Source organism: Pseudomonas sp. AC463 (genome assembly GCF_979253585.1).
This window is the reverse complement of the sequence record NZ_CEEDDZ010000010.1, coordinates 74,653-100,571: the sequence shown is the minus strand read 5'-3', so window position 1 is coordinate 100,571 and position 25,919 is coordinate 74,653. Positions and strand designations below refer to the sequence as shown.

The window sequence follows — 25,919 nt, the reverse complement described above, 5'->3', positions numbered from 1 at the left end:
CGCCCTACCCCAAACGGTTTCGCAGCGCCGCGACGACGCTGTAGGTTTGATCCTTCACCCGGCCCGCAGGGTCTTGCAGCGTCAACAGGATGCGCACACTGCGTATCAACGAGGGGTCTGCCGGGTTGGCGTCGTAGCGCGCCACTCGCACCGATTCAGGTGTGGCGGCCATGCCGAAACTGATATCGAAACGCTGCACGTTATCCACCAGCACCGTTTTGGCCGGTGCTGCCAGCGTGCTGACCTTCAACTGGCCGGCCTCGAAGGTGTAGGTGAGTTGGCGCAGCGCAAAGCGGATTTGCCCGGGCGCGGGCGCAGGTGAATGTGCGGCATACGCCTGGGCCGTGCCCGTGCAATCGGACAGTACGGTCCAGTCAGGCTGTCCGCCTTCGCCGCCGACGTCGGTTGTGATCAGCGTCAGCGACGTCGCGCCGCCACCGGCCACCCAGCCGATCGGCCGATCAAAGGCCGGCGGGGCGTTGTCGATAAGGGCCGTGGACAAACAGCCGAACATGCCGACCTGGCGTATGTCCTGAAGCAACTTGCTCAGGGCAAATCGCGCATCGTCCTGCAGCAGCATTGCGGCCTGCTGGCTGGCCTGGGTCGCGCGCGAACCGATCACCACCTGGCTGACACCGAGCACCAGCACCAGCCCGACGGCCATTGCCACGAGCAGCTCCAACAGGCTGAAACCGCGTATCCAACCTCTCATTGCGCCGCCCTCGGCTCATCGCCGATGCGCCCGGTCAGGATGAAGGTTTCGCGAGCGTCGGCAGACCTCGTGCCCCGGCGATCATCCCAACTGATACTGACGGTCACCTCGCTTGCGCTGATCGCGACCGAGCCGTCGCCGGTCTCTCCGGCAAAGCCGCGAATATTGGCCTCAAAGTCATGCAGGTCCAGGTCACGTACGCTGGCGCTGGCGTTGCTGGCCGGTGCGCGCGCGTCTCGGCGCCATGCGTAGTCGGCACCGGCATTGGCGCGAATCCGGTCGAGCATGTCGTAGGCAATAAAACTGGCCTGGCTGGTCATCCTTGAACTGTCGGTGTACTTGAGGGCATTGAGTTGGATCACCGCTGCGCCCAGCAGGCCGATGGCGAGAATCAGCACCGCCACCAGCACCTCGATCAGCGTCATGCCGGTTTGATAGCGATGCAAAGCGTAGGGAAAACAGGTGTTCGAGCAGGCAAGCATTACCGTCGTCATCCGTGTCGAGGGCCGAAAAAAAGCAGGCAAACCCTGCTGTGCGACCCAAGACTAGCGCCGGTTTTCGGCCCGTGCTGCTGCGGGAACAAAGGGAAATACTTTGGACATGAAGGCCATCATCCGGCGCCAGCGCCAGGGCGCTATACCTATGGCTGCACCAAACTATTACCCACGTCCACGGAGGGACGCTTTATGCAACAACGAGGTTTCACCCTGATAGAACTGCTGCTCGGGCTGCTCCTGAGCGGCGTCCTCGCACACCTGGCGGTACCTAACTTCAAGAGCCTGCTGGATTCGCAGCAACAGCAAGGCGCAGCACAATCCCTGGCCGGCGGCCTGCGTTATGCACGCACGGAGGCCATCGCACGCAACCATGCGGTGGTAATTCATGCGCTGGAAGAAGACTGGAGCCAGGGTTGGCGAGTGATACTGGATGTGAGCGGGCGCGGCCATCTGGATGATGACAACCCGGTGCTGCTGGAGCGCCAGGACAGCGGGCGCGTGCCGATGGTGGGCAACGGGCCGGTCAGGAGCCAGGTTCGCTTCAGCGGGTTGGGCGAACCGGTATTTTCAGGCGGGGGCTTCCGTGCCGGCACCGTGCATGTGTGCGCCACGGAGCAGGCGCAGAGCCTGTATCAGATCGTGCTGGCGCCCAGCGGGCGCATCAGCCTGCGCAGCGACAGAGCCGAGCAGGCGCTGTGCCGGAGCTACACCGGCACCCTGGCAGTCAAAGCAGCGAGCGAACCCGCAGCTCCTTGGGCATGGAGAAAGTGATGTTTTCTTCGCGCCCGGCCAATTCATCCGCGCCGGTTGCACCCCAGGCGTGCAGCTGCTGGATAACCCCGCGCACCAGCACTTCCGGAGCCGAGGCACCGGCGGTGATGCCGATACGCTCAACGCCGTCGAACCAGCTGCGCTGCATGTCTTCGGCACCGTCGATCAGGTATGCCGGTGTCGCCATGCGTTCAGCCAGTTCGCGCAGACGATTGGAGTTGGAGCTGTTAGGGCTGCCGACCACCAGCACCACGTCGCACTCGTCGGCCAGTTGCTTGACGGCATCCTGGCGGTTCTGGGTGGCGTAGCAGATGTCGTCCTTGCGCGGCCCACCGATGGCCGGGAAGCGGCTGCGCAGCGCGTCGATCACGCGGCTGGTGTCGTCCATGGACAAGGTGGTCTGGGTCACGAACGCCAGACGTTCCGGGTTCTGTACCTGCAGGTTGGCGACGTCATTTTCATCTTCCACCAGGTAGATGGCGCCGCCATTGCTGGCGTCGTACTGGCCCATGGTGCCTTCGACTTCCGGGTGGCCGGCATGGCCGATCAGGATGCATTCACGGCCATCGCGGCTGTAGCGCGCGACTTCGATATGCACCTTGGTCACCAGTGGGCAGGTGGCGTCGAACACCTTGAGGCCACGGCCTGCCGCTTCGGTACGTACCGCCTGGGAAACACCGTGGGCGCTGAAGATGACGATGACGTCGTCCGGCACCTGGTCCAGCTCTTCGACGAAGATGGCGCCGCGCGCGCGCAGGTCTTCGACCACGAATTTGTTGTGGACGACTTCATGGCGCACGTAAATCGGCGGCCCGAAGACTTCCAGGGCGCGGTTGACGATTTCGATCGCCCGGTCCACGCCGGCGCAGAAGCCACGGGGGTTGGCGAGTTTGATTTGCATGCTGTGCCTCGTGTGTTGCAGCTGCTGTGGGTCGGGACTGATGTGGCTCAACTGACAATGAAGATCAAGGTGGGAGGGGGCTTGCCCCCGATGGCGGTGGATCAGTTAAAGATATGTTCACTGATACACTGCCATCGGAAGCAAGCCCCCTCCCACACAAGCCCAGCCCACACATTAATTGTGTTTCGCCAGTCAGATCGCTTTAACGTCGATGATTTCAACGTCGAACGTCAAGGTTTTACCGGCCAACGGGTGGTTGAAGTCGATGGTCACTTGCGCGTCATCGAAGGTTTTAACCACACCGGGCAGCTCGGTATTCGCCGCATCGTTGAAGATCACCAGCAGGCCTTCCGACAGGTCCATGTCCTGGAACTGCGAACGCGGGATGATCTGCACGTTTTGCGGGTTGGGCTGGCCAAAGGCGTTTTCCGGCAGGATCTGCAGGGTGCGCTTGTCGCCGGCCTTGAAACCGAACAGGGCTGCTTCAAAACCCGGCAGCAGGTTGCCGTCGCCAACCTTGAAGGTCGCCGGGGCCTTGTCGAACGTGCTGTCGACCGTGTCGCCATTCTCCAGGCGCAGTGCGAAGTGCAAAGTGACTTCCGTGTTCTGGCCGATGCGTTGCTCAGCCAATACCTGATCAGTCATTGACGGTCTCTCCGGTTTTCTTGCTTTTGAACATGTCCAACGCCAGCATGATTGCACCGACGGTGATGGCGCTGTCGGCAAAATTGAACGCCGGGAAATACCAGCGGTTCTGCCAATGCACCAGAATAAAGTCGATCACATGGCCCAGGGCGATGCGGTCGTACAGGTTACCCAGCGCGCCGCCCAGCACCAGGGCCAGGGCGATTGCCAGCCAGGTGTCATCGCGGCCGAGGCGCTTGAGCCACACCACCAGCACGGCACTGACCACCACGGCGATCAAGGCAAACAGCCAGCGCTGCCAGCCGCCGCTGTCAGCCAGGAAGCTGAAGGCGGCGCCGGTGTTGTAGGCCAGTGTCCAGCTGAAGTAGTCAGGAATGACCACGATCTGCTGGAACATCTCCAGGGAGCCTTCGAAGTGAGCCTTGCTGACCTGGTCAATGACCAGGACCAGCAAGCTCAGCACGAGCCAACCCAGACGTCCGAAACGGCTGGAGTTAGGCATAGTGGCGAACCTCGCCTTCACCCGAGATGTTGTCGACGCAACGACCGCAGATTTCCGGATGCTCAGGGTTCACGCCGACGTCTTCACGGCAGTGCCAGCAACGGGCGCACTTGGGGAAGGCCGACTTGACGACTTTGAGCTTGAGGCCTGGCACTTCGGTCGCCAAGGCGTCTGCCGGGGCCTGGGCGAAAGGTGCCAGGCTCGCGGTGGAGGTGATCAGCACGAAGCGCAGTTCGTTGCTCAGTTTGGCCAGGTCGGCGGTCAGGCCGTCCTCGGCAAACAGGGTGACTTCGGCCTGCAGGTTGCCACCGACGGCCTTGGCCGCACGCTGCACTTCCAGTTCCTTGTTCACCGCAACCTTCACGGCCATCACGCCTTCCCAGTACTCGCGGCCCAGTTCGAAGTCGGCCGGCAGTTCGGTCAGGCCTTCGTACCAGGTGTTGAGCATCACGGACTCGTTACGCTCGCCCGGCAGGTATTCCCACAGTTCGTCGGCGGTAAAGGCCAGCATCGGCGCGATCCAGCGCACCAGCGCTTCGCTGATGTGGAACAGCGCGGTCTGCGCCGAACGGCGTGCCTTACTGTTGGCGCCGGTGGTGTACTGGCGATCCTTGATGATGTCGAGGTAGAAACCACCCAGCTCCTGCACGCAGAAGTTGTGGATCTTCGAGTACACGTTCCAGAAGCGGTATTCGCCGTAGTGTTCCTGCAACTCGCGCTGCAGCAACAGGGTGCGGTCCACGGCCCAACGGTCGAGGGCGAGCATGTCCTCGGCCGGCAGCAGGTCGGTGGCCGGGTTGAAACCGGTCAGGTTCGACAGCATGAAGCGTGCGGTATTGCGAATACGGCGGTAGGCATCGGCGCTGCGGGCCAGGATCTGGTCCGACACGGCGATTTCGCCCGAGTAATCGGTCGACGCTACCCACAGACGCATGATGTCGGCGCCCAGGGTGTCGTTGATCTTTTTCGGCTCGATCACGTTCTTCAGCGACTTGGACATCTTGCGGCCCGTCTCATCGACGGTGAAGCCGTGGGTCAGCAGCTCGCGGTACGGGGCGTGGTCGTCGATGGCGCAACCGGTCAGCAACGAGGAGTGGAACCAGCCACGGTGTTGGTCCGAGCCTTCCAGGTACAGGTCGGCGCGCGGGCCGGTCTCGTGACCCATCGGGTGCGAACCGCGCAGCACGTGCCAGTGGGTGGTGCCCGAGTCGAACCACACGTCGAGGGTGTCGCTGATCTTGTCGTACAGCGGCGCTTCGTCGCCCAGCAGTTCGGCGGCGTCCAGCTTGAACCACGCTTCGATGCCTTCCTGCTCAACGCGCTGGGCCACGACTTCCATCAGTTCGACGGTACGTGGGTGCAGCTCGCCGCTTTCCTTGTTGAGGAAGAACGGGATCGGCACGCCCCAGTTGCGCTGGCGGGAGATGCACCAGTCCGGGCGGTTGGCGATCATCGAGTGCAGGCGCGCCTGGCCCCAGGCCGGGACGAACTTGGTCTCTTCGATGGCCTTGATCGCGCGGTTACGCAGGGTTTCGCCGCTGGTCGGCTGCTTGTCCATGCCGATAAACCACTGCGCGGTGGCGCGGTAGATCAGTGGGGTCTTGTGGCGCCAGCAGTGCATGTAGCTGTGCTTGATGGTTTCGGACGTCATCAACGCACCGACTTCACGCAGCTTTTCGATGATCGCAGGGTCAGCTTTGAAGATGAACTGGCCGCCAAAGAACTCCAACGATGGCACGTACACGCCATTGCTTTGCACCGGGTTGATGATGTCATCGTTGACCAGGCCGTACTTCTTGCAGATCACGAAGTCGTCCACGCCATAGGCGGGCGAGCAGTGAACAATACCAGTGCCAGACCCCAGTTCAACGTAGTCAGCCAGGTATACCGGCGACAGGCGGTCGTAGAACGGGTGACGGAAGTTGATCAGTTCCAGCGCGGAACCGGTAGTGGTGGCGATCACCGAGCCTTGCAGCTCGTAGCGCGCCAGGCACGACTCGACCATTTCTTCGGCCAGCACCAGCAGGCGATCACCGACGTCCACCAGGGCGTAGGTGAATTCCGGGTGCACGTTCAGCGCCTGGTTGGCCGGGATGGTCCACGGGGTGGTGGTCCAGATCACGATGGCGGCCGGCTTGCTCAGGCTTGCCAGGCCAAAGGCCTCGGCCAACTTGGCGTCGTCGGCGATCGGGAAGGCCACGTCGATGGTCGAGGACTTCTTCTCCTCGTACTCGACTTCCGCTTCGGCCAGGGCCGAACCGCAATCGAAGCACCAGTTCACGGGCTTGAGACCCTTGAACACGAAACCGCCCTTGACGATTTCGGCCAAGGCACGGATTTCACCGGCCTCGTTCTTGAAGTTCATGGTTTTGTACGGGTTGTCCCAGTCGCCCAGCACACCCAGGCGGATGAACTCGGACTTCTGCCCTTCGATCTGCTCGGTGGCGTAGGCACGGCACAGTTCGCGGGTTTTATCCGCGCCCAGGTTCTTGCCGTAGGTCACTTCGACTTTGTGTTCGATCGGCAGGCCGTGGCAGTCCCAACCCGGGACATACGGCGCGTCGAAGCCCGACAGGGTCTTCGAGCGGATGATCATGTCCTTGAGAATCTTGTTCAGCGCATGACCGATGTGAATCGTGCCGTTGGCATAAGGAGGGCCGTCGTGCAGGACGAATTTCGGACGATCCTTGCCAATTTCGCGCAACTTTCCGTACAGGCCAATACTGTCCCAGCGCTGCAGGATCTGCGGTTCGCGCTGTGGCAGGCCGGCCTTCATTGGGAAGGCGGTGTCCGGAAGGTTTAGCGTGGCTTTATAGTCGGTCATTTAAGGCTCTTCGGTTAGCGATGGGCGCTAGGTGCGGCTAGTGCACGGGCGGCGGCGACATCCGCATTGATCGCCGTTTTCAACGCCTCAAGGGAGGCGAAACGCTGCTCTTCACGCAGCTTTTGGTGGAAAACCACCGTCAAACGCCGGTCGTATAAATCACCGGCAAAATCCAAAAGGTGAACTTCCAGGTGGGCCTTGCCATCACCTGCAACCGTGGGCCTGACGCCTATGTTGGCGACTCCCGGCCACGGCTGGCCGTCGATGTCGACGCTCACCAGGTAGACCCCGGTGAGTGGCACACGACGGCGCTTGAGTTGCACGTTGGCGGTTGGCGTGCCCAGTTGGCGCGCCAGCTTCTGGCCGTGCAATACCCGCCCGGCAATGCGGAACGGGCGGCCGAGCAAACGCTCGGCCAGGGCGAAGTCGGCAGCGGCCAGGGCATTACGCACCTGGGTGCTGCTCACGCGCAGGCCGTCCAGTTCGACGGTTTGCGCGGCTTCGACGGTAAAACCCTGAGCGATACCGGCATGTTGCAGGAAGTCGAAATCGCCGACGCGGTCACAGCCAAAACGGAAATCGTCGCCGACTTCCAGGTGCTGTACGCCCAGGCCGTCGACGAGGATACGGTCGACGAACTCGGCGGCGCTGAGGCTTTGCAAACGCTGGTTGAAGGCCAGGCAGAGGACGCGGTCCACGCCTTCTTCGGCCAGCAGTTGCAGCTTGTCCCGCAGACGGGCCAGGCGCGCCGGCGCCGTTTCGGGAGTGAAGTATTCCCGCGGCTGCGGCTCAAAAATCACCACGCAGCTGGGCACGCCCAACTCGACCGCACGTTCACGCAGCCGGCCCAGGATAGCCTGGTGGCCACGGTGAACACCGTCAAAGTTGCCAATAGTGGCGACGCAGCCCCGATGCTCGGGGCGCAGGTTGTGGAGACCTCGAACCAGCTGCATAACGCGCTTCTTGCTCATAAAGTGGTCGATTATAACCACACCCGGCCCCGGACGACAGGCAACAGCGCAGGCCAAATGGATCGAATCGATAAAACAGCCGCTTTATCGCGGCAAACTCTCTAACTCAGCGACTTGCGATTGAAATCCCGCAGGCGGAAGCCCTGCAGCAGCAACATCCCGAAGTACACCACCACACCGGCGACCACCAATACACCCAGGCGCATAAAGCGCTCCAGCATATGGCCTTCGCTCCAGGCGGGCATAAAGTGCATCAGCCCCAGCAACACCGCCGACATCATCGCCACCGCCACCAGCAGCTTGAGCGCAAACAGGCCCCAGCCCGGTTGCGGCTGGAACATCTGCTGCTTGCGCAGTTGGTAAAACAGCAGGCCGGCGTTGATACAGGCACCGGCGCTGATCGCCAGGGCCAGGCCGGCGTGGGCCAGCGGGCCGATAAACACCAGGTTGAGCAGTTGGGTGACGATCAGCGTGAAGATTGCGATCTTGACCGGCGTACGAATGTTTTGCTGGGCGTAAAAGCCCGGCGCCAGCACCTTGATCACAATGATCCCGAGCAGGCCGACGGAGTAGGCGACCAGCGCGTGCTGGGTCATCAGTGCGTCATGCGCATCGAACTGCCCGTACTGGAACAGCGAGACGGTCAACGGCTCGGCGAGGATCCCCAGCGCCAGGGAACACGGCAACACCAGCACGAAACACAGGCGCAGGCCCCAGTCGAGGATGCGCGAGTATTCCTGGCGATCCTTGCTCGCATAGGTACGCGCCAGGGTCGGCAACAGGATTGTGCCCAGCGCCACGCCCAGCACGCCGGACGGCAGTTCCATCAGGCGATCGGCGTAATACATCCACGACACCGAGCCCGACACCAGCAGCGAGGCAAACGCGGTGTTGATGATCAGGGAAATCTGGCTTACCGACACGCCAAGGATCGCCGGCAGCATATTGCGCATCACGCGCCATACACCGGTGTCCTTGAGGTTGAGGCGCGGCAATACGAGCATGCCGATTTTTTTCAGATGCGGCAGTTGATAGAGCAACTGCGCCAGGCCGCCGGCCAGTACGGCCCAGCCCAGGGCCATTACCGGCGGGTCGAAGTACGGCGTGAGGAACAGCGCGAAAATGATCATGCTGACGTTCAGCAAGGTCGGCACGAAGGCCGGCACCGAGAAGCGGTTCCAGGTGTTGAGGATCGCGCCGGCCAGGGATGACAGGGAAATCAGCAATATATAAGGGAAGGTCACGCGCAACAGATCAGTGGTCAGCGCGAATTTTTCCGGGGTATTGGCGAAACCGGGGGCCGTGGCCCAGATGACCCAGGGCGCGGCGAGCATGCCGGCGATGGTCACCAGCATCAGCACCAGGGTCAACAGGCCGGAGACATAGGCAATAAAGGTGCGAGTCGCCTCTTCGCCCTGCTGGGTCTTGTATTCGGCCAGGATCGGCACGAACGCCTGGGAAAAAGCGCCCTCGGCGAAGATGCGCCGCAGCAGGTTGGGAAGCTTGAAGGCAATAAAGAAGGCATCCGTGGCCATGCTGGCGCCAAAAATGCGCGCCAGCAGGGTGTCACGCACAAACCCCAAAACCCGGGAGATCATCGTGATAGAGCTGACGGCAGCCAACGATTTGAGCAGATTCATTGAAAGAGTTTGCGCCTATAGATAAAGAGCAGGCGAACTGTGCGCCTACTTATGCGATACTGCGCGCCTGCAACAGCACAGAGCCAAAGCTCGCGAGTTTACAGGTCAAGCGCCGGAAATAAATCACCCGCCTCTTCAGATCGACCACTCAGCAGTTCGCATCAGCCGCCCTTGACAACCCATCAAGTCATCGGCATGATTCGCGGCCTATTTTGTTTGCTATTTCCTAAAAAGTCTTTCGAGGAGCTCGACGGTGGCCAACACACCTTCCGCCAAAAAACGTGCAAAACAGGCTGAGAAGCGTCGCAGCCACAACGCCAGCCTGCGTTCCATGGTTCGCACCTACATCAAGAATGTAGTTAAAGCCATCGACACCAAAGACGCTGAAAAAGCTCAAGCAGCTTACGTTCTGGCTGTGCCAGTTATCGACCGTATGGCCGATAAAGGCATCATCCACAAGAACAAGGCCGCTCGCCATAAGAGCCGCCTGAATGGCCACATCAAGGCTCTGAACGTCGCTGCAGCAGCCTAAGTGGTAACAACTGAAGCGTAACCCTGGTTGCGCAACAGTTAAGAAATGCCCCGTACCGAAAGGTCCGGGGCATTTTTGTTTGTGCCGGAAAATACACACCATTCAAATGTGGGAGGGGGCAAGTCGAATCGTCGCACCGCCCCTCCCACATTTGGATATGTGGCGCATTTTCAAATGTAAAAAAAACGCCCCGAACCAGTCGGGGCGTTTTTGTTACCGATTGATCAAACCACAATCAATGGTGGTGACCGCCTTCACCGTGGACGTGGCCGTGAGCCACTTCTTCCTGGGAAGCGTCGCGGATGGCAACGATCTTCACTTGGAAGTTCAAGCGCTGGCCAGCCAGAGGGTGGTTGCCGTCGACGGTAACGTCATCGCCGTCCAGGTCACGGATGGTGACGATCTGCATTTGGCCGTCCGGCGCCGAAGCGTGGAACTGCATACCAACTTCCAGCTCATCAACGCCTTCGAACATGCTGCGGCTCAGGGTGCTGACCAGTTCGGCGGAGTACTCGCCGTAAGCATCTTCAGGCTCTACGGCAACGGTCAGTTCGTCACCGACGTTCTTGCCTTCCAGCGCCTTTTCCAGGCCTGGGATGATGTTACCTGCGCCTTGCAGGTAGACCAGCGGCGCGCCGCCGGCGGAGCTGTCGATGACCTCACCAGCGTCGTTGGTCAGGGTATAGTCGATGGAGACAGCCTTGTTAGCGGCGATCGTCATGGGGCGAGACCTTTTGCATAAGAATGAAGAACGGACAAGTCTAAACAAGGATTTGCCCGAAAGCGAACAGAACCCGGACAGACGGAGCCGATCGACGGCATCCTTCATCATTGGCTTCCACCAGGACGACGACGGGCACTGGGTTGCCGAGCTGTCCTGCGGCCACACCCAGCACCTGCGCCACCAGCCGCCATGGCAGTCACGTGCCTGGGTGCTCGACCCCGCGCAACGCCTTGAAAAAATAGGCCAGCCCTTTGCCTGCGGCTGGTGTGCGCAAGTGCTCGAATAACGATAACCTTGGCGCCTGATTCGCGGTAGGCACTCACCCATAGAGCGCCACCCAAGCCATGCACCTCCAGAGAATTCGCATGCAGACTTTTTTTATCGCGCCCACCGATTTTGGTGTGGGTCTGACCTCCATCAGCCTTGGGCTGGTGCGTACCCTTGAGCGGGCCGGGCTGAAAGTCGGCTTCTTCAAACCGATTGCCCAGCCGCACCCCGGCGATACCGGCCCCGAGCGCTCTACCGAACTGATCGCCCGCACCCACGGCCTGAAACCGCCACAGCCGCTGGGCCTGGCGCACGTAGAGCGCATGCTCGGCGACGGCCAACTGGATGAACTGCTCGAAGAAATCATCACCCTTTATCAGCAGGCCGCCGTGGGCAAGGACGTGCTGATCGTCGAAGGCATGGTGCCAACCCGCAGCGCCAGCTATGCGGCGCGGGTCAACCTGCACCTGGCCAAGAGCCTGGACGCGGAAGTGATCCTGGTGTCGGCCCCGGAAAACGAAGTGCTCACCGAGCTATCAGGCCGCGTGGAATTGCAGGCCCAGCTGTTCGGCGGCCCCAAAGACCCGAAAGTACTCGGCGTGATCCTCAACAAGGTCCGCACCGACGAAAGCATGGAAGCCTTCTCGGCGCGCCTCAAGGAGCATTCGCCGTTGTTGCGCAGCGGCGATTTCCGCCTGCTCGGCTGCATTCCTTACCAGCCGGAACTCAACGCGCCGCGCACCCGCGACGTGGCCGACCTGATGGGCGCGCAGATCCTCAACGCCGGTGACTACGAAACCCGACGCATGACCAAGATCATCATCTGCGCGCGCACCATGCGCAACACCGTGGAGCTGCTCAAGCCCGGTGTGCTGGTGGTCACCCCCGGTGATCGCGATGACATCATCCTCGCCGTCAGCCTGGCCGCGATCAACGGCGTGCCCCTGGCCGGCCTGTTGCTGACCAGCGACACCCTGCCCGACCCGCGCATCATGGATTTGTGCCGTGGCGCGTTCCAGGCCGGGCTGCCGGTGCTGTCGGTGAGCACCGGTTCCTATGACACGGCGAACCAGCTCAACAGTCTCAACAAAGAGATTCCGATTGATGACCGCGAGCGCGCCGAAATCATTACCGATTTTGTCGCCAGCCACCTCGATGCGCGCTGGCTGCACCAACGCTGCGGCACGCCACGGGAGATGCGCCTGTCGCCGGCGGTGTTCCGTTACCAGTTGATCCAGCGCGCCCAGGCCGCCAACAAACGCATCGTGCTGCCCGAAGGCAGCGAACCGCTGACCGTGCAGGCCGCCGCGATCTGCCAGGCGCGCGGCATTGCCCGCTGCGTGCTGCTGGCCAAACCAGAGGACGTGGAAGCCGTCGCGCGCGCCCAAGGTATCGAGCTGCCGGAAGGCCTGGAGATTCTCGACCCGGACCTGATTCGCCAACGTTATGTCGAACCGATGGTTGCGCTGCGCAAGAGCAAAAGCCTCAACGCGCCGATGGCCGAGCAGCAACTGGAGGATACGGTGGTGATCGCCACCATGATGCTGGCGCTGGACGAAGTGGACGGCCTGGTTTCCGGGGTTATCCATTCCACCGCCAACACCATCCGCCCTGCCCTGCAGCTGATCAAGACCGCACCGGGCTGCACGCTGGTGTCGTCGGTGTTCTTCATGCTGTTCCCCGAGCAGGTGCTGGTGTACGGCGATTGCGTGATGAACCCGCACCCGAGCGCCGCCGAGCTGGCGGAAATCGCCCTGCAAAGCGCCGACTCCGCGGCTGCGTTCGGCATTACCCCGCGCGTGGCGATGATCAGCTATTCCAGCGGCGATTCGGCCAGCGGCGAGGAAGTGGAGAAAGTCCGCGAAGCCACCCTGCTCGCCCACGAACAGCAAAGCTCGCTGCTGATCGACGGCCCGTTGCAATACGACGCCGCCGCCAACGAAACCGTTGCCCGCCAACTGGCGCCCGACAGCCTGGTGGCAGGCAAGGCCACGGTGTTCGTGTTCCCGGACCTCAACACCGGCAACACCACGCACAAGGCTGTACAACGCAGCGCCGATTGCGTGAGCCTGGGGCCGATGCTCCAGGGCCTGCGCAAACCGGTCAACGACCTGCCGCGTGGCGCCCAGGTCGACGACATCGTGTACACCATCGCACTGACTGCGATCCAAGCCGCCAACCGACCTATGGATATCTAAATGCTGGATTTTCTACCTGCCGCCGTGCGCGGGGTGATCGCATCCCTGCTGTTGGCACTTAACACGATCCTGCTGTGTTCTTTCCTGTTTATCGTCGCGCTGTTCAAGGCGCTGCCGTTTGCCAAACGCTTCAGCGAATGGCTGATGAACCACACGCATGAAGCCTGGGTGACCAACAACAAGGGCTGGATGAACCTGGTGCGGCGCACGCGCTGGCACCTCAAAGGCCTGGAAGGCCTGGACTATGAGCACTCGTACCTGGTGACCAGCAACCACCAGAGCTGGGTCGACATCATGGTGCTGCAGTACGTGCTCAATCGGCGGATTCGCCCGTTGAAGTTCTTCCTCAAGCAGGAGCTGATCTGGGTGCCGGTGATTGGCCTTGCCTGGTGGGCGCTGGGTTTCCCGTTCATGAAGCGCTACACCAAGGCCTACCTGGAAAAACACCCGGAGAAGAAAGGCAAAGACCTGGAAACCACCCGCAAGACCTGTGCGAAGTTTCGCGACAACCCGGTGGGGATTTTCAACTTTGCTGAGGGCACACGGTTTACGCCGGGCAAGCATGCACAGCAGAACTCGCCGTTTCGCTACCTGCTCAAGCCCAAGGCGGGCGGGATTGCGTTTGTGCTGGATGCGATGGGTGAACAGCTGAAATCATTGGTGAACGTGACCATTCACTACCCTGCCGGGCGCCCGGGTTACTGGGATTTGCTCTGTGGCAATGTGCAGGATGTGGTGGTGCAGTTTGAAGAGGTGCAGATCCCGGCCGAGTTCATTGGCAAGAATTATGAGCAGGATGGGGAGTATCGGTTGGCGTTCCAGGGTTGGATCAACCGGTTGTGGGAAGAGAAGGATGTGCTTCTAGAAAAACTGCACACTGACTTCCCAGAAAAAAGATGATCAAAATGTGGGAGGGGGCTTGCCCCCGATTGCTGAGTGTCAGCCACTGCATCTGGTGACTGACCCACTGCCATCGGGGGCAAGCCCCCTCCCACATTTAACAACTGCAATCCTTAGATCGCGCCGCGCTGACGTAACAGTTCCAGCACTTGCTTGACGCTGTCTTCCAGCGACAGGGCCTGGGTGTCGATCACCAGGTCGGCATTCAACGGCACGTCGTACGGGAAAGACTCGCCCGGGATGTTATCCCCGCCAGCCGCGTACAGACCTTGCGGATCACGCTCGGCGCATACCAGTGGCGACGCCTGCACGTACACGGTCAGCAAACGATCACCGCCGATCAGCGCCTTGGCCTGTTCGCGGCCTTCGGCATCCGGGGCAACGAACGCGGCCAGGGTCAGCAGACCGGCTTCGTTGAACTGACGCGCCACGTGGGCGGCACGACGCCAGTTCTCGGTACGCCCGGCACGGTCCTGCGGCAGACCTTTATTCAGGTCGTGACGCAGGTTCTGGCCATCCAGCACGAATACCGCACGCCCCATGTCGAACAGCTTGCGCTCAACCGCATAGGCCAGGGTGCTCTTGCCCGCGCCCGACAGGCCGCTGAACAGCACGGTGGCCGGTTGCTGGCCGAAACGCTGGGCACGTTCTTCGGTGGCCACGTGGGCCAACTTGCCGTGCTGCGCTGCGCTGCCGTGGGTGACCGGCGGCGCGATGATCATGCCCGCAGCCACGGTGCCGTTGGTCAAGCGGTCGATGACGATAAACGCGCCGGTGGTGCGGTTACTGTCGTAGCCGTCCAACGCGATGGCGGCGTCGAGGCTGACCTTGACGCGGCCAATCTCGTTCAACTGCAGCGAACTCGCCGGGCCTTCGGCCAGGGTGTTCACGTCCACGCGGTGCACGATGCTGGTGATCGAACCAGGCACGTAGCTGGTGGCGCGTTTGATGTCGTATTTCTTGCCCGGCAGCATCGGCTCTTCGGCCATCCACACCAGCATGGCGTCGAAGCCGTCGGTCACTTGCGGCACGTTGTCGGCATGTACCAGCAGGTCGCCACGGGAGATGTCGATCTCGTCTTCCATGGTCAGGGTCACGGCCTGGCCCGGACCGGCGTGTTCCAGCTCACCGTCGAAGGTGACGATGGATTTGACGCGGCTGCTCTTGCCCGACGGCAGAACAACGATTTCGTCGCCCTTGTGCACGATGCCGCTGGCCAGGGTGCCGGCAAACCCACGGAAATTCAGGTTCGGGCGGTTGACGTACTGCACCGGGAAACGCAGATCGGTGTAGTTGCGGTCGTTGGCGATCTCGACGGTTTCGAGGATCTCCATCAGCGACTGGCCGGTGTACCAAGGCGAGCGCTCGCTCTTGTTCACCACGTTATCGCCCTTGAGCGCCGACATCGGTACAAACGCCATGGTGCTTGGCTTGAAGGCGATACCGTCGGCGAACTTCAGGTAGTCGGCCTTGATCTGCTCGAATACGCTCTGGTCGAAGCCATTGATGTCCATCTTGTTGACGGCGATCACGATGTGCTTGATGCCCAGCAACGAGGCGATAAAGCTGTGGCGACGGGTCTGGGTCTGCACGCCGTAGCGGGCGTCGATCAGGATGATCGCCAGGTCACAGGTGGAGGCACCGGTGGCCATGTTGCGGGTGTACTGCTCATGGCCGGGGGTGTCGGCGATGATGAATTTGCGCTTGGCGGTGGAGAAGTAGCGGTAGGCAACATCGATGGTGATGCCCTGCTCGCGCTCGGCCTGCAGGCCGTCGACCAGCAAGGCCAGGTCGATGTCGTCGCCGGTGGTGCCGGATTTCTTCGAATCGCGGGTGATGGCTTCCAGGTGATCTTCGTAGATCATCTTGGAGTCGTGCAGCAGGCGCCCGATCAGGGTGCTCTTGCCGTCATCGACGTTGCCGCAGGTCAGGAAGCGCAACATTTCTTTGCGCTCGTGCTGGCCCAGGTAGGCGAGGATGTCCTCGCTGATCAAATCAGATACGTGCGACATGACAGCCCCTTAGAAATAGCCTTGACGTTTTTTATCTTCCATCGAGCCTGCACCATCGTGGTCGATGACACGGCCCTGGCGCTCGGAAGTTCGCGTCAGGAGCATTTCCTGAATGATGTCGGTCAGCGTCTCGGCTTCGGACTCCACCGCGCCCGTCAACGGGTAGCAGCCAAGGGTACGGAAACGTACTTTCTTTTTGACGATTCGGGCTTTGTCTTCGTCAGACAAGTGCTCGAGGATGCGGTCGTCGTCGATCATGATCAACGTGCCGTTCTTCTCAATCACGTCGCGCTCGGCGGCGAAGTACAGCGGCACAATCGGGATGCCTTCCAGGTAGATGTACTGCCAGATGTCCAGCTCGGTCCAGTTGGACAGCGGGAACACGCGGATCGACTCACCCTTGTTGACGTTGCCGTTGTAGACGTTCCACAGCTCCGGGCGCTGGTTTTTCGGGTCCCAGCGGTGCTTGCTGTCGCGGAACGAGTACACGCGCTCTTTAGCGCGGGATTTCTCTTCATCGCGACGGGCGCCGCCGAACGCTGCGTCGAAACCATGCTTGTCCAGGGCCTGCTTGAGGCCTTCGGTCTTCATGATGTCGGTGTGCTTGGCGCTGCCGTGGGTGAACGGGTTGATGCCCTGCGCCACACCATCGGGGTTGACGTGGGTGATCAGGTCCAGGCCAAGCTCTTCGACCATCTTGTCGCGGAACTTGTACATCTCCTGGAATTTCCAGCGGGTGTCGACGTGCATCACTGGAAACGGCAGCTTGCCCGGGAAAAAGGCCTTGCGTGCCAGATGCAGCATCACGGCGGAGTCTTTACCGATCGAGTAGAGCATCACCGGGTTATCAAACTCGGCAGCGACCTCGCGGATGATGTGGATGCTTTCCGCCTCCAGCTGTTTCAGATGCGTCAGTTTGTCGACCATGGTTACTCACGGAAAAACGATCTTATGGACGGCCAAGCGGGCCGTGTTCGAGCGGGGCATGCTAGCACAGCACCTTCTTCTATTCAGGGAGCTGGCTAGATCGAAACGGTATATGAATATGCCGACAGGTTTGGCCTGCAATGGGGTCAAGTGTGTGAGGGGGCTTGCCCCCTCCCACACTTGATTCCGGGCGTTAGTTAGATCGGGTTGGGGCAGTCGATGAACAGGTGTTCGAGGGCAAAGCGCCGCGCCAGGTAATCGCCCAGCGCCTGCACGCCGTAGCGCTCGGTGGCGTGATGACCGGCGGCGATGAAGCTGATGTCGTTTTCCCGCGCGCTGTGGAAGGTCTGCTCGGAGGCTTCGCCGCTGAGGAACAGGTCGACCCCGGCGGCAATCGCGTCGTCGATGTAACCCTGGCCGCCGCCGGTGCACCAGCCGACGCGGCGGATCATCTCGCTGCCTTCGACCAGCAGCGGTTCGCGGCCCATGACTTCCTGTACGCGGCGAGCAAAGTCACGCGGTGACATCGGCTCGGCGAGGGAGCCCACCAGGCCGACAATCTTCGGGTTGCTCGGGTCCAGTGGGCCTTCGACGGTGATGTCCAGCTGGCGCGCCAGCTGCACGTTATTGCCCACGTCCGCATGCAGGTCCAGCGGCAGGTGGTAGGCCAGCAGGCTGATGTCGTGCTTGAGCAGGGTTTTCAGGCGGCGTTGCTTCATGCCGGTGATGCAGGGGTTTTCGCCTTTCCAGAAATACCCGTGGTGCACCAGCACCAAATCGGCCTGGGCTTCGACGGCGGCATCCAGCAATGCCTGGCTGGCGGTGACGCCGCTGACGATGCGCATCACCTGCGGGCGGCCTTCGACCTGCAGGCCATTGGGGCAATAATCGGCAATTTTTGCGCTGCCGAGGTAGCGGTCCGCTTCCTCGACGAGGGTGCTCAAAGCAACGGCCATAAAAGACTCCTAAATATCCCGTTCCGAGGCGCTCGCAGCCTCGTATAATGCGCGACATTATGGGCGCTCTCCCGCCCCCTGCAACCTGTCAGGACTTACTTGATGCTCAAGGCACTGCGTTTTTTTGGATGGCCATTGTTGGCTGGCGTGCTGATCGCGATGCTGATTATTCAGCGTTACCCCGAGTGGGTGGGCTTACCCAGCTTTGATGTGAACCTGCAACAGGCCCCGCAAACCAGCGCGGTGGTGCAAGGCCCGGTGACTTACGCCGACGCGGTGGTCATCGCCGCGCCGGCCGTGGTCAACCTATACACCACCAAGGTCATCAACAAACCGGCGCACCCGCTGTTTGAAGACCCGCAGTTCCGCCGCTATTTCGGTGACAACGGGCCCAAGCAGCGGCGCATGGAATCCAGCCTGGGTTCCGGGGTGATCATGAGCCCCGAGGGCTACATCCTCACCAACAACCACGTGACCACCGGCGCCGACCAGATTGTGGTGGCCCTGCGTGACGGCCGCGAAACCCTGGCGCGCGTGGTGGGCAGCGACCCGGAAACCGACCTGGCCGTATTGAAGATTGATCTCAAAAGCCTGCCCTCGATCACCCTCGGCCGCTCAGACGGCCTGCGCGTCGGTGACGTGGCGCTGGCCATCGGCAACCCGTTCGGCGTTGGCCAGACGGTGACCATGGGCATCATCAGCGCCACCGGGCGTAACCAATTGGGGCTCAACAGCTACGAAGATTTCATCCAGACCGACGCAGCGATCAACCCGGGCAACTCCGGCGGCGCGCTGGTGGATGCCAATGGCAACCTGACCGGTATCAACACGGCGATTTTCTCCAAGTCCGGCGGTTCACAGGGCATCGGCTTTGCGATCCCGGTGAAGCTGGCGATGGAGGTGATGAAGTCGATCATCGAGCACGGCCAGGTGATTCGCGGCTGGCTGGGGATTGAAGTGCAGCCGCTGACCAAGGAACTCGCCGAGTCGTTTGGCCTGACCGGGCGCCCGGGTATCGTGGTCGCGGGGATCTTCCGCGACGGCCCGGCGCAGAAAGCCGGCCTGCAACTGGGGGATGTGATCCTCAGCATCAACGGCGAACCGGCCGGCGACGGGCGCAAGTCGATGAACCAGGTGGCGCGGATCAAGCCGACCGACAAGGTGGCGATCCAGGTGATGCGCAACGGTAAAGAGATCAAGCTGCTGGCGGAAATCGGCCTGCGCCCGCCGCCGGCACCGGTTAAAGAAGAAGAGTAACCGGCACGCCTCAGGTACCCGTGCGCGGGTACCTGTAAGCGAATATTTCAAAGCGCAGGCATTCTCATTAGTCATGTTATATTGTTTCAATATCGCTATTGGAACGCTCTATCATGCCGTCTCGAAGAATTGCCCCCTTGGCTGGCCTGGCCCTGGGGTTGCTGCTGGACCCTGCCTTCGCCGAAGACAACACCCTGGAACTCGACACCATCAGCGTCACCACTGACGCCTATGAATCCGCCACTGGCCCGGTCAAGGGCTACCGCGCCACCCGTTCCGCCAGCGCGACAAAAACCGACACGGCCTTGCGCGATATCCCACAGTCCATCAGCGTAATTCCTGCCACGGTGCTCAAGGACCTCGGCAGCACCAACGTGGAACGCGCGCTGGAATTTGCCGGCGGCGTGTCCAAGCAAAACAACTTCGGCGGCCTGACCCTCTACGAATACAGCGTGCGTGGCTTCACCACCTCAGAGTTCTACCAGGACGGTTTCAGCGCCAACCGTGGCTACCCGAGCACGCCGGACGCGGCCAATATCGAACGCATCGAAGTGCTCAAGGGCCCTGCCGCCAGCCTGTATGGGCGCGGCGATCCGGGCGGCACGGTGAATATCGTCACCAAAAAACCACAACCGGAAGCCTTTACCACCCTGCAAACCAGTGCCGGCAGCTGGGACCGCTATCGCACGGCCCTCGACCTCAACACCCCGCTGGACAGCGAAGGCAACGTGCTGTCACGGGTCAACCTGGCCGTGGAAGACAACCACAGCTTCCGCGACCACGTGCAGAGCAAGCGCGTGTTCGTCGCGCCCTCGTTCAGTTGGCAACTGAGCCCAGACACCAGCCTGCTGGTGGAAAGCGAATTCGTGCGCCACAGCTCCACCTTCGACCGAGGCATCGTCGACGCGCCGGGTATGTCGCGATCAACCTTCCTCGGTGAGCCCAACGACGGTGACATCGACAACCACAACAACCGCCTCCAGGCCACCCTCGAACACCACCTCAATGACGCCTGGAAACTGCGCCTGGCCAGCCACTACAAACAAGGCAGCCTGTGGGGCGACGCCTCGGAAAACAGCGCGCTGAATGCCGATGGCCACACCATTAACCGCCGCTACCGCGAGCGCTCCATGGGCTGGCACGACAGCATCACCCAGCTGGAACTGCGCGGCCTGTTCGACATCGGCAGTTGGCAGCATGAATTGCTGATCGGCACCGAGTACGAGGACTACCGCAAGAAAGAGCGCGTGACCGCGATTGGCGGCAGCCCATACGCCATCGACATCTACAACCCGGTCTACGGCCAGCCCAAACCCAACGGCGCGCGCACAGGCACGGATTTCTTCGAGCAGACCAAAAGCCACGCGCTGAACCTGCAAGACCAGATCATCTTCACCGACCGCCTGCGCGGCATGGTTGGCGCGCGCTTCGAGCATTTCGAGCAACGCATCGACGACTTCACCGGCAACGCCCCACCCAGCCGACAAACCCACGACGCCCTCACCCAGCGCGCCGGCCTGCTCTACCAGCTCACGCCCGAGGTCGGCGTGTTCGCCAACGCTTCCACCTCGTTCAAGCCCAACAGCGGGCTGGACGCCAACAACAAATCGTTCAAGCCGGAAGAAGGCGTGGGCTATGAAGTGGGGGTCAAGACCGAGCTGTTCGACGACCGCCTCAGCGCCACCCTCGCCGCGTTCCATATCGAAAAGGAAAACGTACTCACCCTGGACCCGGCCACCAACACCAACCGCGCCATGGGCAAGGCCCGCAGCCAGGGTTTCGATCTGCAATTGACCGGGCAGGTCACCGACGCCGTGCGGGTGATCGGTGCTTTTGCGTATATAGACGCCGAGGTAACCAAGGGCGACAAGGCCATTCCGGCCGGCAGCCGCATCCTCGGCGTGGCCAAGCGCAGCGGCAGTCTGCTGGGGGTGTATGAGTTTCAGGATGGGATGTTGCGGGGTTCAGATTTGGGCGCAGCGCTCACCTACGTAGGGGACCGCTCGGGTGAAGCCGGCAGCAGCTTTGAACTGCCCGCGTATCACACCGTCGACCTGCTGGCCCATTACAAAGCCACCGATAACGTGACCGTGGGCTTGAACCTCAATAACCTGTTTGATGAGAAGTACTACGAGCGGTCGTACAGCAACTACTGGATCAACCCGGGTGAACCGCGCAACCTGACGGTTAGCCTGACCCTAAACCTGTAATGCGGTAAAAAATGTGGGAGGGGCACCGCCCCTCCCACATTTGAATCTAAGCATCACCCGGCGGCTTTTTCACACAGGGTATTGAGCGCCTTCGCCCACTGCGGGTCATCATTCAGGCACGGCACCAGCACCAACTCCTCGCCCCCCGCCTCGCGGAACTGCTCCAACCCGCGATCACCAATCTCCTCCAAGGTCTCGATGCAATCGGCCACAAACGCCGGGCACATCACCAGCAGCTTTTTCACGCCTTGCTCGGCCAGGGCTTCCAGGCGCGCCTCGGTGTAGGGTTCGATCCACTTGGCACGGCCCAGGCGTGACTGGAACGCCACCGACCATTTGCCCTCCGGCAGGCCCAAGCGCTCGGCAACATCACGGGCAACGCTGAAGCATTGTGCGCGGTAGCAGGTCTTCAGCACTTCAGGCGATGCGTTCTTGCAGCAGTCTGCATCCTTGAAGCAGTGCTGGCCAGTCGGGTCGAGCTTGGTCAGGTGACGCTCGGGCAGGCCGTGGAAACTCAGCAACAAATGATCATAATCGCGCTCGACATAAGACCTTACGCTTTGCGCCAGGGCATCGAGGTATTCCGGCTGATCGTAGAACGGCTGCAGGATCGAGAACTGCACGTTGAGCTTCTGGTCGCGCACCACACGCCTGGCTTCTTCAATCACGGTGGTCACGGTGCTGTCGGCGAACTGCGGGTACAACGGTGCCAAGGTGACTTTTTGAATGCCTTGGGCGGCCAAACGAGTCAGCGTGGTTTCCAGGGACGGCTCGCCGTAGCGCATCGCCAGCTCCACCGGGCCCTGAGTCCATTGCGCAGTCATCTGCTGTTGCAGACGGCGGCTGAGGACTACCAGCGGAGAGCCCTCGTCCCACCAGATGGAGGCATAGGCGTGGGCCGATTGCTCGGGGCGCTTGATCAAAATCAGCGACACCAGCAAGCGCCGCACCGGCCACGGCAGGTCGATCACATAAGGGTCCATCAAAAACTGATTGAGGTAGCTGCGCACATCGGCCACCGAAGTGGACGCCGGTGAACCCAGGTTGACCAGTAACAACGCGTGATCCGTCATGCAACATCCTATTTCTAGAGGCGGCTGGACAAGTCGTCCAAAGCCGCGCGCAACTCAGTGAACTGGAAAGTGAAACCGGCGGCCAGCAAGCGCTCGGGCAGCGCCTTCTGCCCGCCCAGCAACAGGCCCGACAACTCGCCCAGGCCCACCTTCAACGCAAAGGCCGGCATCGGCATAAAGGCCGGGCGGTGCAGCACCTGGCCGAGCGTCTTGGCGAACTCGCGGTTACGCACCGGGTGCGGCGCGCAGGCATTATAAGGACCGCTGGCACCCTCCTTGTGCAGAAGAAAATCAATCAGGCCGATTTGATCCTTTATATGCACCCATGGCATCCACTGCCGACCATTGCCGATAGGCCCGCCCAGCGCGAGTTTGAACGGCAGCAGCAGGCGCGACAAAAAGCCGCCCTCGGCCGCCAGCACCAGGCCGGTACGCACCAGCACCACCCGCATGCCCAAGGCTTCGGCGCGCTGGGCGGTTTCTTCCCAGGCGATGCAGAGCTGGCTGGGGAAATCGTCCAGCACCGGGCCGCTGGCTTCGGTCAATTCACGCTCGCCGCCGTCGCCGTACCAGCCCACCGCGGAACCCGAGATCAACACCGCCGGCTTTTGCTCCTGACGCTCCAGCCATGCCAGCAGGGTTTCAGTGACGCCAATGCGGCTGCTCCACAGCAAGGCCTTGCGCTTGTGCGTCCACGGGCGGTCGGCGATGGGGGCGCCGGCGAGGTTGACCACCGCGTCCACAACGCCGATCACCTCTTCCAGGCGCGCAACGCCAAGCACCTCGGCGCCGCATAACGAAGCAACTTTGTCCGGGTCGCGGCTCCACACCGTCAGGCGATGGCCCTGGGCAATCCAGTAACGGCAAAGTTGGCGGCCGATCAAACCCGTACCGCCGGTCAGCAAAATATGCATGGGATCTTCCTCATGTAACGTTCGCCGCCCATCACTGGTCTATTTTGTATAGAGGGATGTGTAATCGGGCGTGGCTCTTGTTTAAGCCTCAGCTTTAACCATAGGTCACGCCGTTAGAACAGGCACGCCAAAACTTATACCAAAAAACAATATTGTACAGCTATTGGTGTCGGCGTAGTCTGTACCCAACGGTAAAACGAGGCCTCCCATGACTGTTCCCATCGCGATCATCGGCACCGGCATCGCCGGTCTCTCCGCCGCCCGAGCGTTACAAGACGCGGGGCACGCAGTAAAACTCTTCGATAAAAGCCGCGGCAGTGGTGGGCGCATGTCCAGCAAGCGCAGCGATGCCGGCGCCCTGGACATGGGCGCGCAATATTTCACCGCCCGCGACCGCCGCTTCGTCAACGAAGTGCAGCGCTGGCAGAGCAATGGCTGGGCCGAGCAATGGAAACCGCAGCTGTACAACTTCAAATCCGGCCAGCTCACCCCCTCCCCCGATGAACAGATCCGCTGGGTCGGCACGCCGCGCATGAGCGCGATCACCCGCGCCCTGCTCGATGACCTGCCGGTGGAATTCGGTTGCCGCATCACCGAAGTGTTCCAAGGCACACAGCACTGGAACCTGCTGGATGCCGACGGCGGCAATCACGGCCCGTTCAGCCACGTGATCATCGCCACGCCCGCCCCGCAAGCCACCGCCCTGCTGGCCGCCGCGCCGAAGTTGGCGAGTGCCGCCGCCGGCGTGAAGATGGACCCGACCTGGGCCATCGCCCTGGCCTTCGACAAACCGCTGGATACGCCCATGGAAGGCTGCTTCGTGCAAGACAGCCCCCTCGACTGGCTGGCGCGCAACCGCAGCAAACCCGGGCGCGATAACACCCTCGACACCTGGGTGCTGCACGCCACCAGCGCCTGGAGCAAGGCCCATCTGGACCTGCCCAAGGAAGCCGTGATCGAACACCTGCACGGCGCCTTCGCCGAGTTGCTGCACAGCGCCATGCCCGCGCCGTCGTTCAGCCTGGCGCACCGCTGGCTGTATGCGCGCCCGTCCAGCGCGCATGAATTTGGCGTGCTCGCCGACGCCGACCTGGGCCTGTATGTGTGTGGCGACTGGTGCCTGTCGGGCCGCGTCGAGGGCGCCTGGCTCAGTGGCCAGGAAGCCGCACGACGCTTGATCGAGCACCTGCAATGAACCGCATCAACCCCGCCAAACTGCTGCTGTCGAAGTGGACAGCAGCCCATCCGCGCAACAAGGAAAAACACTTCCTGGTCACCGAGCTGTTTCGTGACGAGGAAGGCAGCGTGCTGGAAATCGAACTGCAAGCCGTGATGACCCGACGCGCCGAGCGCCTGGCCTGGCAAACCCTGCAAGACGCCGAAGCCTGGCGAATGGGCTGGAAATAACCCGCCTGGAAAATACTTGTACAAAATATTTGACTTGTACAGCATCAAACCTATGATGAGATTTAGTTGTACAAGATTTCAACCTTGTACAGGAATCTCGCAGAGGTTTGCTTATGTCCAACACCGGCTCCAAGCCCAAGATCGCCATCAGCGCCTGCCTGCTCGGCGAGAACGTGCGCTTCAACGGCGGGCATAAACAATCCCTGCTGTGCAGCCAGACCCTCGCTGATTATTTCGACTTTGTGCCGCTGTGCCCCGAAGTCGCCATCGGCCTGGGTATTCCCCGCGAACCGATCCGCTTGGTGGGCGACCCGGCCCACCCGCAAGCCGTGGGCACCGTGCACCGCGAGCTGAATGTCACCCAGCCGCTGGACGATTACGGTCAACAGATGGCCGCCGAACACACCGATCTGTGCGGTTACATTTTTATGCAGAAGTCGCCGTCTTGCGGCCTGGAGCGGGTCAAGGTCTACCGCGACAACGGCACGCCGGTGGACGGCGGCGGGCGAGGCATCTACGCCCAGGCGTTTTGCGCACGCCACCCCAACTTGCCGGTGGAAGAAGACGGTCGGCTGAATGACCCGGTGCTGCGGGAAAACTTCCTGACCCGCGTCTTCGTCTACGCCAGCTGGCAACAACTGCTGGCCGAAGGCCTGACCCGCCACCGCCTGCTGGCCTTTCACTCGCGCTACAAGTACCTGCTGATGGCCCACAGCCCGGTGCATTACAAAAGCCTCGGCCACTTGCTCGGCAGCATGGGCAAGGGCACCCACCTCAGTGAATTGGCTGACTGCTACTTCACCGAACTGATGACCGGCCTGAAAAAATGCGCGACGCGCGGCACCCACACCAATGTGCTGCAGCACATAAGCGGCTACCTCAAGCAGGCCATCAGTGCCGATGACAAACAGGAAATGCAAACCGTCATCGGCCAATACCGCCACGGCATCGTGCCGCTGGTGGTGCCGCTGACCTTGCTCAAACACCATTTTCGCCAACACCCGGACCGCTACATCGCGCAACAGGCTTACCTGCAACCGCACCCGGAAAACCTCAGCCTACGTAATGCGATCTGACCG

24 protein-coding genes are annotated in these 25,919 nt (G+C 61.5%); 10 read left to right on the top strand and 14 right to left on the bottom strand.

Features of this window, described 5'->3' with window-relative positions; all coding sequences use genetic code 11:
• Window positions 1–4 precede the first annotated feature (4 nt).
• Together AC0IYH_RS14530 and pilV are read right to left on the bottom strand one after the other, a co-directional pair.
• Entirely contained in the window at window positions 5–712 is a 708-nt protein-coding gene (locus tag AC0IYH_RS14530) for a PilW family protein (protein WP_471834878.1), read from the bottom strand.
• Complete coding sequence (pilV, locus tag AC0IYH_RS14525) at window positions 709–1,194, bottom strand: type IV pilus modification protein PilV (RefSeq protein ID WP_116629179.1); 486 nt, start codon at window positions 1,192–1,194, stop codon at window positions 709–711. Before pilV ends, AC0IYH_RS14530 begins: the two co-directional genes overlap by 4 nt.
• A gap of 204 nt (window positions 1,195–1,398) precedes the next feature.
• Between pilV and AC0IYH_RS14520 the strand changes: the two genes are divergently transcribed.
• Complete coding sequence (locus AC0IYH_RS14520; protein WP_116629180.1) at window positions 1,399–1,980, top strand: GspH/FimT family protein; 582 nt, start codon at window positions 1,399–1,401, stop codon at window positions 1,978–1,980.
• Here AC0IYH_RS14520 and ispH read toward each other — a convergent pair.
• The 6 genes from ispH to murJ form a co-directional block, all read right to left on the bottom strand.
• Window positions 1,934–2,881: a 4-hydroxy-3-methylbut-2-enyl diphosphate reductase gene (gene ispH, locus AC0IYH_RS14515; protein ID WP_116629181.1), complete on the bottom strand. Its 948-nt coding sequence runs from the start codon at window positions 2,879–2,881 to the stop codon at window positions 1,934–1,936. The genes AC0IYH_RS14520 and ispH overlap by 47 nt on opposite strands.
• A 192-nt stretch (window positions 2,882–3,073) precedes the next feature.
• Window positions 3,074–3,511, bottom strand: coding sequence for an FKBP-type peptidyl-prolyl cis-trans isomerase (gene fkpB / locus AC0IYH_RS14510; protein WP_173390393.1), 438 nt, complete (start codon window positions 3,509–3,511; stop codon window positions 3,074–3,076).
• Between the two features lie 7 nt (window positions 3,512–3,518).
• The gene (lspA, locus tag AC0IYH_RS14505) at window positions 3,519–4,028 is read right to left on the bottom strand and encodes a signal peptidase II (RefSeq protein WP_116629182.1); all 510 of its coding nucleotides are present in this window, start codon (window positions 4,026–4,028) and stop codon (window positions 3,519–3,521) included.
• On the bottom strand, window positions 4,021–6,852 hold the full coding sequence (gene ileS, locus AC0IYH_RS14500) for an isoleucine--tRNA ligase (RefSeq protein ID WP_116629183.1): 2,832 nt from the start codon (window positions 6,850–6,852) through the stop codon (window positions 4,021–4,023). Before ileS ends, lspA begins: the two co-directional genes overlap by 8 nt.
• A 14-nt stretch (window positions 6,853–6,866) precedes the next feature.
• Window positions 6,867–7,805 carry a bifunctional riboflavin kinase/FAD synthetase gene (ribF, locus tag AC0IYH_RS14495; protein WP_163821435.1) on the bottom strand — a complete coding sequence of 313 codons (939 nt, stop codon included), beginning with the start codon at window positions 7,803–7,805 and terminating at the stop codon, window positions 6,867–6,869.
• A gap of 119 nt (window positions 7,806–7,924) precedes the next feature.
• Complete coding sequence (gene murJ, locus AC0IYH_RS14490; RefSeq protein ID WP_116629185.1) at window positions 7,925–9,463, bottom strand: murein biosynthesis integral membrane protein MurJ; 1,539 nt, start codon at window positions 9,461–9,463, stop codon at window positions 7,925–7,927.
• 253 nt (window positions 9,464–9,716) lie between these two features.
• Here murJ and rpsT point away from each other — a divergent pair, with 253 nt between their 5' ends.
• On the top strand, window positions 9,717–9,995 hold the full coding sequence (rpsT, locus tag AC0IYH_RS14485) for a 30S ribosomal protein S20 (RefSeq protein ID WP_003171647.1): 279 nt from the start codon (window positions 9,717–9,719) through the stop codon (window positions 9,993–9,995).
• Between the two features lie 235 nt (window positions 9,996–10,230).
• Here the strand turns inward: rpsT and AC0IYH_RS14480 are convergent, their stop codons facing one another.
• Window positions 10,231–10,716: an FKBP-type peptidyl-prolyl cis-trans isomerase gene (locus tag AC0IYH_RS14480; RefSeq protein ID WP_003188398.1), complete on the bottom strand. Its 486-nt coding sequence runs from the start codon at window positions 10,714–10,716 to the stop codon at window positions 10,231–10,233.
• Between AC0IYH_RS14480 and AC0IYH_RS14475 the strand changes: the two genes are divergently transcribed.
• From AC0IYH_RS14475 to AC0IYH_RS14465, 3 genes are all read left to right on the top strand, one after another.
• Window positions 10,715–11,005 carry a DUF3565 domain-containing protein gene (locus AC0IYH_RS14475; RefSeq protein ID WP_116629186.1) on the top strand — a complete coding sequence of 97 codons (291 nt, stop codon included), beginning with the start codon at window positions 10,715–10,717 and terminating at the stop codon, window positions 11,003–11,005. The two genes, AC0IYH_RS14480 and AC0IYH_RS14475, sit on opposite strands and share 2 nt — an antisense overlap.
• 79 nt (window positions 11,006–11,084) lie before the next feature.
• Window positions 11,085–13,184 carry a phosphate acetyltransferase gene (gene pta, locus AC0IYH_RS14470; protein ID WP_116629187.1) on the top strand — a complete coding sequence of 700 codons (2,100 nt, stop codon included), beginning with the start codon at window positions 11,085–11,087 and terminating at the stop codon, window positions 13,182–13,184.
• Entirely contained in the window at window positions 13,185–14,084 is a 900-nt protein-coding gene (locus tag AC0IYH_RS14465) for an acyltransferase (protein WP_471834874.1), read from the top strand.
• A gap of 113 nt (window positions 14,085–14,197) precedes the next feature.
• On the opposite strand, the gene cysN is transcribed toward AC0IYH_RS14465, so the two are convergent.
• The 3 genes from cysN to AC0IYH_RS14450 form a co-directional block, all read right to left on the bottom strand.
• Window positions 14,198–16,096, bottom strand: a complete 1,899-nt coding sequence (gene cysN / locus AC0IYH_RS14460) for a sulfate adenylyltransferase subunit CysN (RefSeq protein WP_122773652.1) — start codon at window positions 16,094–16,096, stop codon at window positions 14,198–14,200.
• A gap of 9 nt (window positions 16,097–16,105) precedes the next feature.
• The gene (gene cysD / locus AC0IYH_RS14455; RefSeq protein ID WP_017137614.1) at window positions 16,106–17,023 is read right to left on the bottom strand and encodes a sulfate adenylyltransferase subunit CysD; all 918 of its coding nucleotides are present in this window, start codon (window positions 17,021–17,023) and stop codon (window positions 16,106–16,108) included.
• 197 nt (window positions 17,024–17,220) lie between these two features.
• Window positions 17,221–17,979 carry a Nif3-like dinuclear metal center hexameric protein gene (locus AC0IYH_RS14450; RefSeq protein ID WP_116629191.1) on the bottom strand — a complete coding sequence of 253 codons (759 nt, stop codon included), beginning with the start codon at window positions 17,977–17,979 and terminating at the stop codon, window positions 17,221–17,223.
• A 102-nt stretch (window positions 17,980–18,081) separates the two neighbouring features.
• Between AC0IYH_RS14450 and algW the strand changes: the two genes are divergently transcribed.
• Complete coding sequence (algW, locus tag AC0IYH_RS14445) at window positions 18,082–19,236, top strand: Do family serine endopeptidase AlgW (RefSeq protein WP_116629192.1); 1,155 nt, start codon at window positions 18,082–18,084, stop codon at window positions 19,234–19,236.
• Between the two features lie 113 nt (window positions 19,237–19,349).
• Window positions 19,350–21,446 carry a TonB-dependent siderophore receptor gene (locus AC0IYH_RS14440; RefSeq protein ID WP_471834871.1) on the top strand — a complete coding sequence of 699 codons (2,097 nt, stop codon included), beginning with the start codon at window positions 19,350–19,352 and terminating at the stop codon, window positions 21,444–21,446.
• 53 nt (window positions 21,447–21,499) lie between these two features.
• On the opposite strand, the gene hemH is transcribed toward AC0IYH_RS14440, so the two are convergent.
• Both hemH and AC0IYH_RS14430 read right to left on the bottom strand, forming a co-directional pair.
• Window positions 21,500–22,519 carry a ferrochelatase gene (gene hemH, locus AC0IYH_RS14435; protein WP_471834869.1) on the bottom strand — a complete coding sequence of 340 codons (1,020 nt, stop codon included), beginning with the start codon at window positions 22,517–22,519 and terminating at the stop codon, window positions 21,500–21,502.
• A gap of 14 nt (window positions 22,520–22,533) precedes the next feature.
• Complete coding sequence (locus AC0IYH_RS14430) at window positions 22,534–23,433, bottom strand: TIGR01777 family oxidoreductase (RefSeq protein ID WP_116629195.1); 900 nt, start codon at window positions 23,431–23,433, stop codon at window positions 22,534–22,536.
• Window positions 23,434–23,641: 208 nt separating this feature from the next.
• Between AC0IYH_RS14430 and AC0IYH_RS14425 the strand changes: the two genes are divergently transcribed.
• The 3 genes from AC0IYH_RS14425 (at window position 23,642) to AC0IYH_RS14415 (ending at window position 25,916) form a co-directional block, all read left to right on the top strand.
• Window positions 23,642–24,628, top strand: a complete 987-nt coding sequence (locus AC0IYH_RS14425; RefSeq protein WP_116629196.1) for an FAD-dependent oxidoreductase — start codon at window positions 23,642–23,644, stop codon at window positions 24,626–24,628.
• The gene (locus AC0IYH_RS14420) at window positions 24,625–24,840 is read left to right on the top strand and encodes a TIGR02450 family Trp-rich protein (protein WP_471834866.1); all 216 of its coding nucleotides are present in this window, start codon (window positions 24,625–24,627) and stop codon (window positions 24,838–24,840) included. The genes AC0IYH_RS14425 and AC0IYH_RS14420 overlap by 4 nt, the downstream gene beginning before the upstream one ends.
• A gap of 113 nt (window positions 24,841–24,953) precedes the next feature.
• Window positions 24,954–25,916, top strand: coding sequence for a YbgA family protein (locus AC0IYH_RS14415; protein ID WP_471834864.1), 963 nt, complete (start codon window positions 24,954–24,956; stop codon window positions 25,914–25,916).
• Window positions 25,917–25,919: the final 3 nt, after the last annotated feature.